Annotated in this window: 14 protein-coding genes, 1 pseudogene and 1 riboswitch; of the genes and pseudogenes, 5 read left to right on the forward strand and 10 right to left on the reverse strand. The window is 69.1% G+C overall.

What is annotated here, in order from left to right; genetic code table 11:
* Window positions 1-134 precede the first annotated feature (134 nt).
* The 5 genes from ACFV4K_RS09790 to dacB form a co-directional block, all read right to left on the reverse strand.
* Entirely contained in the window at window positions 135-1,022 is an 888-nt protein-coding gene (locus ACFV4K_RS09790) for a LysR substrate-binding domain-containing protein (RefSeq protein WP_357275660.1), read from the reverse strand.
* Between the two features lie 380 nt (window positions 1,023-1,402).
* Window positions 1,403-1,960, reverse strand: a complete 558-nt coding sequence (hpt, locus tag ACFV4K_RS09795; RefSeq protein ID WP_357087534.1) for a hypoxanthine phosphoribosyltransferase — start codon at window positions 1,958-1,960, stop codon at window positions 1,403-1,405.
* 53 nt (window positions 1,961-2,013) lie between these two features.
* Window positions 2,014-3,090, reverse strand: coding sequence for an ATP-binding protein (locus ACFV4K_RS09800; RefSeq protein WP_379273570.1), 1,077 nt, complete (start codon window positions 3,088-3,090; stop codon window positions 2,014-2,016).
* A gap of 111 nt (window positions 3,091-3,201) precedes the next feature.
* The gene (locus tag ACFV4K_RS09805; protein WP_379273571.1) at window positions 3,202-4,275 is read right to left on the reverse strand and encodes a zinc-dependent metalloprotease; all 1,074 of its coding nucleotides are present in this window, start codon (window positions 4,273-4,275) and stop codon (window positions 3,202-3,204) included.
* Window positions 4,276-4,288: 13 nt separating this feature from the next.
* Complete coding sequence (gene dacB / locus ACFV4K_RS09810) at window positions 4,289-5,749, reverse strand: D-alanyl-D-alanine carboxypeptidase/D-alanyl-D-alanine-endopeptidase (protein WP_379273572.1); 1,461 nt, start codon at window positions 5,747-5,749, stop codon at window positions 4,289-4,291.
* Between the two features lie 134 nt (window positions 5,750-5,883).
* Here dacB and ppa point away from each other — a divergent pair, with 134 nt between their 5' ends.
* Window positions 5,884-6,375: an inorganic diphosphatase gene (gene ppa, locus ACFV4K_RS09815; protein ID WP_040802838.1), complete on the forward strand. Its 492-nt coding sequence runs from the start codon at window positions 5,884-5,886 to the stop codon at window positions 6,373-6,375.
* Between the two features lie 47 nt (window positions 6,376-6,422).
* On the opposite strand, the pseudogene ACFV4K_RS09820 reads toward ppa, so the two are convergent.
* Together ACFV4K_RS09820 and ACFV4K_RS09825 are read right to left on the reverse strand one after the other, a co-directional pair.
* A pseudogene (locus ACFV4K_RS09820) lies at window positions 6,423-7,372 on the reverse strand (MFS transporter).
* A gap of 122 nt (window positions 7,373-7,494) precedes the next feature.
* A complete protein-coding gene (locus ACFV4K_RS09825) occupies window positions 7,495-8,316 on the reverse strand; it encodes a crotonase/enoyl-CoA hydratase family protein (RefSeq protein ID WP_379273575.1) in 822 nt (273 codons plus the stop codon).
* Window positions 8,317-8,462: 146 nt separating this feature from the next.
* On the opposite strand from ACFV4K_RS09825, the gene ACFV4K_RS09830 reads away from it, so the two are divergent.
* From ACFV4K_RS09830 to ACFV4K_RS09840, 3 genes are all read left to right on the forward strand, one after another.
* A complete protein-coding gene (locus ACFV4K_RS09830) occupies window positions 8,463-8,780 on the forward strand; it encodes a 2-oxo-4-hydroxy-4-carboxy-5-ureidoimidazoline decarboxylase (protein WP_379273577.1) in 318 nt (105 codons plus the stop codon).
* Between the two features lie 41 nt (window positions 8,781-8,821).
* Window positions 8,822-9,295, forward strand: coding sequence for a YbaK/EbsC family protein (locus ACFV4K_RS09835; RefSeq protein WP_379273579.1), 474 nt, complete (start codon window positions 8,822-8,824; stop codon window positions 9,293-9,295).
* Window positions 9,296-9,444: 149 nt separating this feature from the next.
* Window positions 9,445-9,909, forward strand: coding sequence for a flavin reductase family protein (locus ACFV4K_RS09840; protein ID WP_379273638.1), 465 nt, complete (start codon window positions 9,445-9,447; stop codon window positions 9,907-9,909).
* A 2-nt stretch (window positions 9,910-9,911) separates the two neighbouring features.
* Here ACFV4K_RS09840 and ACFV4K_RS09845 read toward each other — a convergent pair whose 3' ends face one another.
* A complete protein-coding gene (locus ACFV4K_RS09845) occupies window positions 9,912-10,544 on the reverse strand; it encodes a LysE family translocator (RefSeq protein WP_379273581.1) in 633 nt (210 codons plus the stop codon).
* A gap of 232 nt (window positions 10,545-10,776) precedes the next feature.
* Window positions 10,777-11,454: a heme oxygenase (biliverdin-producing) gene (locus tag ACFV4K_RS09850; RefSeq protein WP_379273583.1), complete on the reverse strand. Its 678-nt coding sequence runs from the start codon at window positions 11,452-11,454 to the stop codon at window positions 10,777-10,779.
* 369 nt (window positions 11,455-11,823) lie between these two features.
* Window positions 11,824-11,937: riboswitch (SAM riboswitch) on the forward strand.
* Window positions 11,938-11,992: 55 nt separating this feature from the next.
* Here ACFV4K_RS09850 and ACFV4K_RS09855 point away from each other — a divergent pair.
* On the forward strand, window positions 11,993-13,306 hold the full coding sequence (locus ACFV4K_RS09855; protein ID WP_379273585.1) for an aminotransferase class V-fold PLP-dependent enzyme: 1,314 nt from the start codon (window positions 11,993-11,995) through the stop codon (window positions 13,304-13,306).
* Between the two features lie 15 nt (window positions 13,307-13,321).
* Here the strand turns inward: ACFV4K_RS09855 and ACFV4K_RS09860 are convergent, their stop codons facing one another.
* Window positions 13,322-13,510, reverse strand: a complete 189-nt coding sequence (locus ACFV4K_RS09860; RefSeq protein WP_379106227.1) for a hypothetical protein — start codon at window positions 13,508-13,510, stop codon at window positions 13,322-13,324.
* Window positions 13,511-13,523 lie beyond the last annotated feature (13 nt).

Here is a 13,523-nt window from a genome sequence, read left to right on the forward strand (position 1 = left end):
CGTCACCGAAGTGACGCGGCGCTGTCGTCGTGTCGATCCTGCACCCCGTTGTGCCGGTCCCACACTGCCCGTTCGGACCGCGGCAACCTCCGACCCACTGCCGCCGCCCGTCCCGGACGGTCCTTCCCTCGGGCCTAGACGGCCGCGAGCGGTTCCTGTTCGGCGAAGCCGCCGTCGAGCACGCGGGCCGCGAACTCGAGGATGGTCGGGCGGTCGTCGTCGGCGCGCCAGGCGACCGCGAGTTCACACGGGGCCAGGCCGGTCACCGGGCGGGCGGTCAGGCCCGGCCAGCGGTACATGGGGACGTTGTTCTCGGCCAGCAGGCAGACGCCCAGGCCGAGGCTGACCGCCTCGAGGCGTTCCTCGGCGGTGGCGGCTTCCGCGCCGATCTTGGCTTGGCGGCCGCCGCGGGAGTCGGCGCCGAGCCAGAAGTCGCGGGCCGCACCGGCTTCGGCGGGCATGGCGACGAAGGGCTCGTCGATCAGGTCGGCGAAGTCGATGCTCTCCTGGCCGGCGAGGGCGTGGTTCTCGGGCAGCAGCACCCAGCGCGGCTCGGTACGCAGCACCTGCCAGCGGTAGCGGCTGGTGTCGGGCACGGGCAGCCACATGAGCGCCAGGTCCGCCTGGCGGCCGGCGAGGCCGCTGGACGGGTCGGTCCAGGACGCGGAGTGCAGGGCGAGCCGGTGGCCGCTGGCGCTCTCCAGGTCGGTGATCAGGCCGCGGCCGATGGAGGACTGGATGCCGACGCGCAGCACCTCACCGGCCTCCTGCAGGGCGACGTTGGTGACTTCCCAGAGTTCGAGGATCTTCCGTGCGCCTTCGAGCAGTTCCTTGCCGGCGACGGTCAGGGCCACGCTGCGCTGGTTGCGGTCGAACAGCACGACGTCCAGCTGGCGTTCCAACTGCCGGATCTGCCGTGACAGGGTGGGTTGAGCGATGTGCAGCCGTTGCGCCGCGTTGGTGAAATGCAGTTCCTCAGCGACGGCGACGAAATACCGCAGGTCGCGCAAATGCGGGTCCATAGCCCCTTGCTATCAGAATCGGTCTTGATTTTCCAGCCGTATCCGACCCAAAAGTTTGCAACAGGATCAGAAAACAGCCGTCAGGTTTGTTACGGACAGCATATGACGCCGGTTCAACATTCCGTTAACCGGACTCGCGAATTCCTGGCCATTTATCAGCACTCCCCCACGCGCCCCGGAACGGACACTTGACCAGCATCGATTCGCGATCTTGGTCGGTCCGCGATCCAAAAGCGATCCGAGCGCTGACCTTCAGCAACAACGCTCCGCCCCGGCCCACACCCCAAACCAGCCGATCGAGTGAGTTTGGTCACATAACGGCAAAAAGGCCGCCTCCCACAGTGGAAGGCGGCCTGTTTTTCGAGCCGGTGAGGCGGCGGTTACTCCCCGCCGTAGACCTTCGGATCCAAGGTGCCGATGTAAGGAAGATCGCGGTACCGCTCGGCGTAGTCGAGGCCGTAGCCGACCACGAACTCGTTCGGGATGTCGAAGCCGACGGCCATCACGTCCACCTGGGTGCGCAACGCGTCGGGCTTGCGCAGCAGCGTCACCACCTCGAGCGAGGCCGGATTGCGGCTGGACAGGTTGCGCAGCAGCCACGACAGCGTCAGGCCGGAGTCGATGATGTCCTCGACGATCAGCACATTGCGCCCGGCGATGTCCTTGTCCAGGTCCTTCATGATGCGCACCACGCCCGAGGACGAGGTGGAGGAGCCGTACGACGAGACGGCCATGAATTCCATCTGCGTCGGCACGGTGAGCTTCTTGGCCAGGTCGGTCATGAAGAAGATCGCGCCCTTGAGCACGCCCACCAGCAGCAGGTCGCCCTCGGGGGCATCGGCGGGATACCGCTTGGCGACCAGTTCGGCCAGTTCCTCGACCTTGGCGGCGATCTCTTCCTCGCTGATCAGCACCGACGCGATGTCGTCCCCGTACACGTCCGCTGGTTTCCCTTCAGTCGACCCGACTGTGACTCTTGCAATGAACGGGTTCACTCGGACCCGAGCATGAGCCTGCCATGTTCACGCGCGGCAACCAACCTGGTCCCGCTGGGTGAACCACCCACCGCGACCCCGCCCTGCCCACGCCACCGCGTGACCAGCGCTTCCACCGCGCGTAAATTGCTGTCCGTCAATGATTTTGCGCCACGTTCGAGCAGCCAAGCGCGAATGGCGCGGCGCCGGATCGCGGGTTCGGCAGTGGCGAGCGTCTCGATCCCCAGCCCGTCGCCCGCCCGCGCGGCCGCCAGCAACCGACCCGCGAGCGCATCCAGCACCGCCGAGTCCTCGCGCAGCTGCACCGCCGTCCGGGCCAGCGCCTCGGCCACCCCGCCCCCGAGCACCTCCTCGAGCAACGGCAGCACCTCGGCGCGCAGCCGGACCCGGGTGAACTCCGGCGCACTGTTGTGCGGATCCTCCCAGGCCTCGAGCCTCAGGTCCGCGCACAATTCCCGGGTCGTGCTCCGCCGCACCCCCAGCAGCGGCCGCCCCCACGGCTCGTCGTACTCCCCCATCCCCCTGATCGATCGCGCACCCGACCCGCGCCCGAGGCCCAGCAACACGGTCTCGGCCTGGTCGTCGAGGGTGTGCCCGAGCAGCACCGGCTTGCCTTCGCGGGCCGCCCGCAACGCGTCGTATCGGGCTCGCCGCGCAGCCGCCTCGGGCCCGCCCGGGAACCTGTTGCCCGCTGGACCGCGGCCCTCCGGTTCCTCCCCGGACGCCCACTCTGCCTCCGGAACGGGCCCGCCCTCCGGCGTCGACCCGTTCGGTGCGCTGCGCTCGACCTGAACGCGCAGCACCCGCGCGGACCGACAGCCCAGGCCCAGCGCGGTGGCCGCGGCGCGATCCGCCACGTCGGCCGAGCCGTCCTGCAGGCCGTGGTCCACGATCAGCGCGTCGACCACGTCGGCTTCGGCGCAGGCGGCGGCGGTCAGGGCCAGGGAGTCCGCGCCGCCGGAGAGAGCCACGCGGACCACGCCCTCGGGCGCGTAGCGGCCCAGCCACTCCCGGAGGGCGCGGCGCAGCTCCAGCGCCGCGCGCGTCTCGGGTAGTCGGGGCCGTTCGTTCACGCCCCGATCGTCGCACGCGACCGGGGCGCGGTGCCGTGCGGCGAGGATTCCTGCCGGGTACGTCCCGAATTCCGGCGTGCCGCAAGCGCTCCGGAGGGACGGGGGCCGGGATCAGCCCAGGACCCGGGTGACCCACCGTTGCGGTTCGCCGATCTCGTCGGTGCGGGGCAGGGTTTCCGGTTCGGTCCAGACGGTGTTGAAGCGGGCCATGCCGACGGTGTCGACCACCTCGTCGACGAAGGCCTTGCCGCGCACGTACTGGGCGACCTTGGCGTCCATGCCGAGCAGGGCGCGCAGCAGGCGCTGGATCGGGTTGGCGGGCCGCTTGCGGCGCTGATCGAAGGCGGCGCGAATACGGGTGACGGAGGGGACCACGGCCGGGCCGACGGCGTCCATGACGTGGTCGGCGTGGCCTTCGAGCAGGGTGCCGAGCATGAGTAGTCGGTCCAGGGCCAAGCGCTGGGGTTCGGCCTGGGTGGCGCGCAGCAGCCCGATGACGCCGCCCGCGGGGTCCTCGACGCCGCGGCGGCGTTCCTTCACGGCGTCGGCGAGCCGGGCCAGGATGTCGGCGAGCGGTTCGTCGCCCGCCGCGCCCAGGGTCTCGACATTGCGGCGCATGTAATCGGCGATCCAAGGGGCGGACGAGAATTGGACCCGGTGGGTGACCTCGTGCAGGCACACCCAGAGCCGGAAGTCGCTGGGCGGCACGCCGAGTGCGCGTTCCACCGCCATGATGTTGGGCGCCACCAGCAGCAGCGTGCCGTCCGGCCCGGTGAACGGGTCGTACTGGCCGAGGATGGCGGTGGACAGGAAGGCCAGCATGGCCCCGGCCTGCAGTCCGGCCGGTTTCCCGACCAGCTTGCCCTTCTCGCCGGGTTCGATACCGCTGCCGGTGAGCTGGGCCATGGAGTCGGCGGCGGCCCGGATCCAGCCCGGCCGGTCCACGATCAGCGCGTCGGGCACCACCGAGCCGTCGTCGAGCCCGCTGACCTCACGCACCGGCGCCTCGGCGCGAACCGAGGCGGCGGCGAGTTCGGCGACCGTGTGCTCGGCCGAGTACCGGGAGGTGCGCGGCCCGGCCGGAACCAGGGCCGCGCCGGTGCGGGCGGCCACGTTCCAGTCGACCGACCCGGTCAGCATGGTCCGGGTACGGGCGGGGGCGGCGGGGTTGTCGGATCCGGTCATGTTCATCCACCCGTCAGGAGCAGCCACAGTTGCGCAGTGCGTTGGCGACGGCGTCCAGCGCGGGTCGGCTCACTTCCGGCGGCCGATCGTTCGACATGAGCGCGAACGTCAGGACGCGTCCGTCGCGGTCCAGCACATAACCGACCAACGCACTCGATACGGACAGAGTTCCTGTTTTGGCCCGGATCCAACCCGCGCCCTCGCGATCGCGGTCCACATAACGGCTCGCCAGCGAGCCGGTGCCGCCCGCGACCGGCAGATAGTCCAGCAGCGGCGCGAGCGGCGAGCCGGGGGTCGTGACCGCGGCCGGATCGACGGTCGAATTGTCTTGCGGAGCAGCGCCGTTGGGCAGCGCGGCCACCGTCAGAACCCGGTTGAGCAGGCGCGGCGGGATCCGGTCGTCGGTCGAGAGTCCACTGTTGTCGGCCATTTTCAGGCCGGCGAGGTCGAATCCGGAGGCCTGCAGCACGGTGTTCATGGCGGTGACCGCGCCGGTGAAGGAGGCCTCCTGCCCGCCGGCCACCGCGACCTCGCGACCGATGGCCTCGGCCAGCACGTTGTCGGAGTGCACCATGGCCTGCAGCAGGCGGTCCCGCAGCGGCGCGGACTGCACCGCGGCCAGCTGGGTGGCGGTCGCGGGCGCGCCGCCCGCCTTCACCTTCGCACCGTCCACGCCCAGTTCGGCGGCCAACCTGCGGCCCGCGTCGAGGGCGGGAGTGGCGGTGCGGGGCGAGTATTCGACCAGCGGGTCCAGGCGACCGCCGTCGATCATCACCGCGTCCATGGGCGCGATGGAGCCGCCCCCGATGTCGGCGGCATCCCAGCCGGGCGCGAAGTTCGGTCCCGGGTAGGCGGAGGTGTCGACGGTGATCGAGTCCACCCGCTGTCCGGTGGCCTTGATCTGCGCGACCAGGTCCTGCAGGCGCGGCGCGCCCGGGTAGTAACCCTTGCCGTCCGGCTGCGCGGTGATGGTGGGGTCGCCGCCGCCGACCAGCACGATCTCGCCGGGAGCCGCGCCGGTCATCACCTTGGTGGTGACCCGGTGGTCGGCGGGCAGCGCCAGCAGGGCGGCCGCGACGGTGAGGATCTTGGCGGTGGAGGACGGGATCATCGCCTTGTCCGGGTCCAGCGTCCACAGCACCTTGCCGGTGTCCCCGTCGGACACCGAGGCGGCGAACGCGCCCAGATCCGGGTTGCCGACGACCGGTGCGAGCGCGGCCGCCAGACCGGCGGTGCTCGCCGCGGGCGCGGTCTCGGGGGCGGGCGCGACCTGCGGGATCGGTTTCACCGGCGCGGGCGGGTCGGCGATCGTCAACCCCCCGTGCTGGAACTCCTCGGTCCAGGGCTTCAGGATCAGCACCACGGCCGTGGCGGCCACCAGCATGACGACCAGCACCGATGACACCACGATCCAGGTTCTGCGTCGGCGCTTGGCCTCCAGACCACCGATGTTCTGCTTGTTCCGACCAAACACCTGCCGCTGTCTCCCTGATACCTGTGGTGGGGCTGATGGCTCTACCGCGGTCCACACTATCCTCGTTGCGCAGTCGTTCCCCCGAACGTGCTGGCGAGTCGGCAGCCTTACCGCCCACCGAAGAAGGAGATGACGTGGAGTTCGACGTCACCATCGAGATCCCCCGGGGTCAGCGCAACAAGTACGAGGTTGATCACGAGACCGGACGCGTGCGGCTGGACCGCTACCTGTACACCCCGATGATGTACCCGGCCGACTACGGCTACATCGAGAACACCCTGGGCGGCGACGGCGACCCGCTGGACTGCATGGTCCTGCTGCCCGAGCCCGTGTTCCCGGGTGTGCTGGTCGAGGCCCGCCCGGTCGGCGTGCTCATCATGAGCGACGAGGCCGGCACCGACGAGAAGCTGGTCGCGGTCCCCAACAAGGACAAGCGCTGGGACCACATCCAGGACGTCGAGGACATCCCGGAGTTCCAGCGCAAGGAGATCGCGCACTTCTTCGAGCGCTACAAGGACCTGGAGCCCGGCAAGTGGGTCAAGGTCGAGGGCTGGGAGGGCCGCGAGAAGGCCGAGAAGCTCGTCGACGAGGCCTACGCCCGTCTGAAGGAGCAGGGCGGCCACTAGGTCACGTCGAGTGCGGGGCGGCACGGATCTCCGTGCCGCCCTTCGCTTTATTCGGGAACGGAATCCACTCCCACGGTGGTGCGGAGTGGGACTTCCTTCCAGAACAACACCAGCACGAACGCGACCAGAGCGACCGCGGAGGTCGTCAGGAAAACCGTGGACAGCGAATCCGCGAATCCAACCTTGAACGGATGCGCCAGAACGGGATTCAGCTTCTGAATGATCGAACTGTCCTTCAGCACGCCCTGCGCCGCCGAGGTGTCGTGATTCAGGAATCCCTGCGCCAGCCGCATATCCGCCGGATTTCCGTCGTGCGCGGCGTTGACCACGGCTTTCTGGAAAGCCGGATCGGTACTGGACGCCTCCAGCTGAGCGCGAATATTGGGGCCCAGCCGATCGAAGAGGATGGACAGGAATACGGCCGCGCCGAGGGTGCCGCCGATCTGCCGGAAGAATGTCGCCGACGCGGTGGACACACCCATGTCCTTGGGCGGCAACGCATTCTGCAGAGCCACGATGAGCGGCTGCATGAGATTGCCGAGCCCGAATCCCACGCACAGCATGAACAGCACCACGATCCAGAATGCGGTGTCGGCTTTCAGATAGTGCAGCAGGAAAAGCCCGAGGGTGATCATGGCCGCGCCGAGCAGCGTGTAGATCCGGTAATGCCCGGTGCGCGAGATCAATTGGCCCGACAGCACCGACCCGATCATCATGCCCAGCACCATGGGAATCATCACCCCGATCGGCCTGTGTCCGACAGCTTGCCGTACAGCGGCGTGGCCAGCGTCGCGGTGATCAGGTACGCGGTGGTCGCCCAGGCCTGAAGCGAATAACCGTTCAGATCTTCGGCGATGGTGCGGATCGCGGTGGACACGATCGTCTGATCGAGCGCCGCGAGCAGAATGCCCAGCAGCAGCCCGGAGAGGATCACCAATATCTGCCGATGCGTGAAACCGCCCTCGCCGGTCGCTTCGCCCACTTCGGATGTCGCCATGCCAAACCTCCAGCCCCGACCAAAACGATAGGCCGGGAACCGGAGGCATGGGGTCCCTTTCGGGACCGGGCCCGAAGGGTTGGGGTTTTCAGGGGGAAAGCCCCTGAGAGCCACGAGAGTTGCTATTTGCCCTTGAACTGCGGGTCCCGCTTCTCGAAGACGGCCTGGATGGCCTCGGTCAGGTCCTCCGAGGGCAGGAACGCCGAGTTCCAGGCGGAGACGTAGCGCAGCCCGTCGGCGATCTTGCCGCGCTTGGGCTGGTCCAGGACGTCCTTGATGCCCTGCACGACCAGCGGCGGGTTGGCCGCGATCTCGCGCGCCATGGCGTAGGCGGCGTCGAGCACGGCTTCCTGGTCGGCGTACACGTCGTTGACCAGCCCGATCTTCTCGGCGCGGGCGGCGTCGATGTCCTTGCCGGTGTAGGCGAGTTCGCGCACGTGTCCCTCACCGATGATGCCCGGCAGCCGGTGCAGCGAGCCGATGTCGGCCACGATGGCCACCTTGGCCTCGCGCAGGCTGAACTTGGCGTCGGCGCTGGCCAGCCGGACGTCGGCGGCGGCGATGAGGTCCAGTCCGCCGCCGATGCACCAGCCGGAGATGGCCGCGATGACCGGCTTCGCGCAGTCGGCGACCGCGGTCACCGAGTCCTGCATGCTGCGCACGTGCTTGAGGAAGTCGGTGCGGGGCCCGGCGAGCGCCTTGTCGGCCAGCAGCGGCCCGAACAGCGGGCTCATGGCCGGGAGGTCCAGTCCGTAGGAGAAGTGCTTCCCGGAGCCGGTGAGCACGATGGCCCGGATGTCGGGGTTCGCGTCGAGCTCGCCGAAGATGATCGGCAGCTCACGCCAGAAGTCTGGGCCCATGGCATTGCCCTTGCCGGGACCGGTGAGTGTCACCTGGGCGATGTGGTCCTTGCTTTCGACCTCGAAAGCCTTCCATTCGGTCATCGGTCCAGCGTATAGGGGTTACCCGCGAGTAGGTAGGCCGGTGTAAACCCTGTGCTAAATCTGCTGCGTCCCACCGTTTTCACCACACCGGGAGGCGGACGATTAGCGCGTCCGCACAAACTGCTCCTCCTGTGTGTGAGGTCACGATGATGCATCACGGAATCGGCCTCGACCGCTTCAACGCGCTCCCCCGCCGTCGCGCGATTCATGCCCTGTACGAATGCTGCTGCAATGTCACCTGGGCGCAGAAGATCGCCGACGGCCGCCCCTACCCCGGCCACACCGCGTTGCAGACCGCGGCGGCGGCGGAACTGCGCGCCATGTCCGCCGTCGATCTGGAACGGGTCTTCGATTCCTGTGCGCACCAGCCGGTTTCGGCACGCACCGTCGACGAGCTGGCCCCGATCGTGTCCGACCGCCTGACCACGATGCTGGGCCCCGAGGAGGGCTACCCCGACTACTGATCCTCCCGCACATCCACCGCAATCGCTCTACCCTGGTTGCCATGCGCAGGTCCCTGCCACCGGTCGCGTCGAAGGTTTCCGACACCTTGATCGCGCGCGGCCATCACGGCGTGATCATCACCCAGCCCACACCCACCCCCACCGCGCTCGATGCGGCCGACGCGGTCGGCGTCACCGTCGGGGCCATCACCAAATCCCTGGTGTTCCTGCTCGACGACGACCCCGTGCTGCTGCTCGTCTCCGGTGCGCACCAGGTGCATCTGGCGCGCACCGGGCAACGCCTGGAGGGCACGCTCAGCCGGGCGCCCGCGTCCATGGTCCAGGAGGTGACCGGGCAGCCCATCGGCGGCATCGCGCCGCTCGGGCACCCCACCAACCTGCCCACCTTCGTCGACAACGCGCTGGCCCAGTACCGGGAGCTGTGGGCGGCGGGCGGGCATCCGAACACCCTGTTCCGCACGACCTTCGGCGAGCTGGTCCGAATCACCGCGGGCCTGGCCATCGACGTGGACTGACCGCCGTCGACGGGGTTTTCCGCCGGCGTGGAATACCTGGGCCCGCGACCACGTAGGTTCTTGACGTGACCGATTCTCCGACGCCCGGCGCCGAGCTACACGTGCCCGACGACCTGAGCGGCATCACCGCGCAGCAGTTCCGTGCCGCCATGCGGCACTATCCGGCGGGCGTCACCATCGTCACGCTGAACTCCGCGCAGGGTCCGGTCGGTTTCACCGCGACCTCGTTCGCCTCGTTGTCGGCGCAGCCGCCGCTCATCTCGTTCAATATCGCCGAGACCTCCTCCAGCATCGAGGCCATGCTCGGGGCCGAATCGGTGGTGGTGCACTTCCTCGGCGAGCATCAGAAGCATCTGGCGCAGCGGTTCAGCCGGTCCGCCGAGGAGCGCTTCACCGACAAGTCCTTGTGGGCCACGCTCGACTCCGGCGAACCGGTCCTGCACGGCACCCCGATCTGGGTGCGCACGACCGTGCACCAGCTGATCCCGATCGGCGATCACACGCTGGTGATCGGACTGGTCACGCAGGTGCACGACAACACCGAGAGCTCGCCCGCGGCCGGCCCGCTGGTGTACTACAACGGCGCCTATCACCGCGCCGAGATCGCCGACTGACCTCAGGCCGCCGAGGCCGCGGTACCGAGGCCCAGCGCCGCCAGGATCGCCGCGCTCGCCTGTTCCAGCCGGGCCCGGATCCGCGGCCGCTTCAACAGCGTGACCGCACGGGCGGCGGCTACCGCGAGCAGGATCATCTCGATCGCCGCGATGCTGGATTCGATGGCGCCGAGGGTGAGCGTGTTCAGGAAGGTCACCTCGGTCAGGAACTGCGGCAGCACCGCGAGGTAGAACAACCCGACCTTCGGGTTGAAAACACAGGACAGCAATCCGGCAGCGAACGCCGAGCGCATCGACGCGGGCGTGCCCTGCGCGACCGTCACCTCCGGCTCGGCCTCCGCGTTCCGTGCGCGCCGATGCTCAACCAGCGCCCGAATCCCCAGGTACAGCAGGTAGATTCCGCCGATCACCTTCAGCGTGCGATACGCGGTCGCCGACTGTTCCAGCAGCGCCGCCACTCCGGCCGCCACCACCGTCGCCCAGACGATCCCGCCGAACGCCGAGCCCACCGCCGCCGCGATCCCGGGTCGCGGTCCGGCCATCGAGAATCGCAGCACCAGAAAGGTATCGGGACCCGGTGTGAGCGCCAGCAGCACGCACAACCCCGCGAAACTCAACAGCAGCGGAAGACTCATGCCCTCCATGGCAACTCATCGCGTCGACGCGAAGCAAGCCCGATCGCCATGAACTCCGCCACCGCTGACTTGCCCCCGACGAGCACGTCAGCGGCCCATCCGGACGCGCCCGGGTAACCCAGCGCACCGGCTGATCTCGTGAGGTGCGGGCAACTCACCGGGTACGTCCGAAATTGCTTCGGGACCGAACCGCCGGCACGGGTTGCCAACTCCGACGGCTCTCAGCCGCCCGCTAACTACGCGGGGAGGCGGAGGAGTACTCCGCACCGAGTTCACGGAACAGATCGGTGTTCATCGTGAACGCCAGTCGCGCCTCGTCGAGCACGCGATCGACTTCGGGGCCTTCGAGGGGAAGCTGGTCCAGGGCCTCGCGGTACTCGCGCTTGAACGCGGCCGGATTGGTGATCTCGTCGAAGACGTAGAAGCGCACGCCGTCACCCTTCTTGGGCAGGTCCCACAGCTTCTCGGCGGTGCCGCGGATGACCTGGCCGCCGGAGAGATCACCCAGGTAGCGGGTGTAGTGGTGGACGACGTACCCGGCCGGCCACTCCTGCGCGCACTCCTCGATGCGGGCGGCGTAGGCGGCGGTGGCGGGCAGCGGCTGCAGCTCGTCGCGCCAGTTCGCGCCGCCCAGGTGGGCCAGGTCGGTCTCGAGCGCGGCCAGGCGCGCCAGTTCCGGCTTCACGAACGGGCCCGCGACGGAGTCGGACGCCAGTGTGGCGGAATGCTTTTCGAGGGCCTCGTAGACGAACCAGAGCTGGCCGGTGTAGCGGAGGAAGGCCTCGACGCCGAGCTGGCCGGTGAGCAGGTCACGCATGAACGTGGAGTGCTCGGCCTCATTGTGCTGCTGCGCGGTCGCGGTGCGAATGAGCGTCGAGAACGGGGCGGCGGCGGTGTCCGTGTCCAACATGGTCGGGCTCCTCGTGGTCAACTCCGGGGGCACCCCACTTTGGCTACCCTAACTTCCTCATCGACCCTACGCTCCAGCAACGATCGCGCGATTCGAACTTTGCGGCCCACCCACTCCAACTTTCGGATGATTTTTCCGATGCGCCGGTGCCGTTGGTCACAGGTTCTCAGCGGGCCTGGAGGTCGTGTGCGGTCCGCCGCAGCGCCACCGCGGCCGGGCGAAGTAGCCGAAGAGCACCCAGCCCCTCGGGCGCGGCGGAGAACGGGTCCCCGACCTCGAACGCTGCGTCTCCACCGTGAAGATCTGACCCGACGGGCCGGGCAGGGCAGGGTTGACAAGCCCGCGACGCGTCTGCCAATCTCGCACTCAGGTCATGAGTACCAGCGCTAAGCCCCGGCTAGCTGGTCGGCAACCCTCCACCGCGGCGGGGTGCTCCGGGTGACGACCGGGCCGTCGCCCGACCGGGGACGGCAAGCGCGGACTCACGATCGATTCCTGTCTTCCGATCGCGCGTCCCCTGAATCCGATGGGATTTGTGATGACCGCTTTCGCCGACCAGACCTGTGCTCCCCTCGCCACCGTGTCCGGCTGTGACCTCCGGGTTCCGCTGGTCCAGGGCGGGACCACCGGCTACGCCAACTTCGACTACGCCGCCAGCGCCCCCGCGTTGCGGCAGGTCACCGACCGGGTCGCCGACCTGCTGCCGTTCTACGCCAGCGTGCACCGCGGCGCCGGATACGCCTCCCGCGTCTCCACCGACTGCTACGAGTCGGCCCGCGGCTCGGTCGCCCGCTTCCTCAACACCACCGACGACCAGGTGGTGGTGTTCACCCGCAACACCACCGACTCGCTGAACCTGCTGGCCGCGTGCGTGCCCGGCGACACCGTGGTGCTGGATGTCGAACACCACGCCAACTTCCTGCCCTGGACCCGGCACGGCCGCCGCGTGGTGCCGGTCGCCGACACCATCGAGGAGACCATCCAGCGGCTGGTCGCCGAACTGTGCTCGAAACCCGCTGCGCTGCTGGCGGTTACCGGCGCCTCCAATGTGACCGGCGAACTGCTGCCGCTGGAACGGCTGGCCTGGATCGCGCACCAGTGCGGCACCCGCATCCTGGTCGACGCCGCCCAGCTGGCCCCGCACCGACGGATCGACCTGCGCACCGCCGGCATCGACTACCTGGCCTTCTCCGGGCACAAGGCGTACGCGCCGTTCGGCGCGGGCGTCCTGGTCGGCCGCCGGGACTGGCTCGACGCCGCGGAGCCGTACCTGGCGGGCGGCGGCGCGGTGCGCTCGGTCGCCGCCGACAGCGTGGAGTGGGCGCCCGCGCCGCAGCGTCACGAGGCCGGTTCCCCGAACGTGCTCGGGGTGGCCGCCCTGGCCGCCGCCTGCGACGCGCTCGCCGACCTGGACGAGACCACCGTCGTCGAGCACGAGCAGTACCTCACCCACCGCCTGCGCTACGGGCTGAAAACCGTTCCGGGCGTGAACTTCCTGCGTGTGTGGCGCGACAGCACCGACGCCGTCGGCATCGTCGCGTTCACGGTCGACGGTTTCGAGCCCGGCCAGGTGGCCGCCTACCTCTCGGCCGAACACGGGATCGGCGTGCGCGACGGACGGTTCTGCGCGCACCCGCTGCTGTCGCGGCTCGGGGTGGACGCGGCGCTGCGCGCCAGCATCGGACTCGGCACCACCGCCGCCGATGTCGACCGCCTCATCGACGCCATCGCCACCCTGATCGAGCACGGTCCGAGCTGGGATTACGCCCGCACCGACGGCCACTGGAACCCGGTTCCCGAGACCCGGCCCTTCGGCGGTTCGGCGGACGGCGGAGCGCCCTGCGGATTCTGAATCGCGCGAAGCGGGTCAGGGCACCATGTAGCGAGCCGCGAGCTCCTCGACGAACGGATCGTCCTCGCTGACGGCTTCGAGCCGGTCCAGGTCGTTCTGGACCGATACCTGCCGGGTGTCCTGCCGCTCCGGATCGGGCGGTCCGTCCTCGTCGAGCTGGCGGATCAGCTTGTTCCGCACCCGCTCCTTCAGCGATTCGCTCATATCAAGAGCATCC

Origin of the sequence: Nocardia sp. NPDC059764, assembly GCF_042732555.1 — a bacterium.
In the GTDB taxonomy this organism is placed as follows: Bacteria; Actinomycetota; Actinomycetes; order Mycobacteriales; family Mycobacteriaceae; genus Nocardia.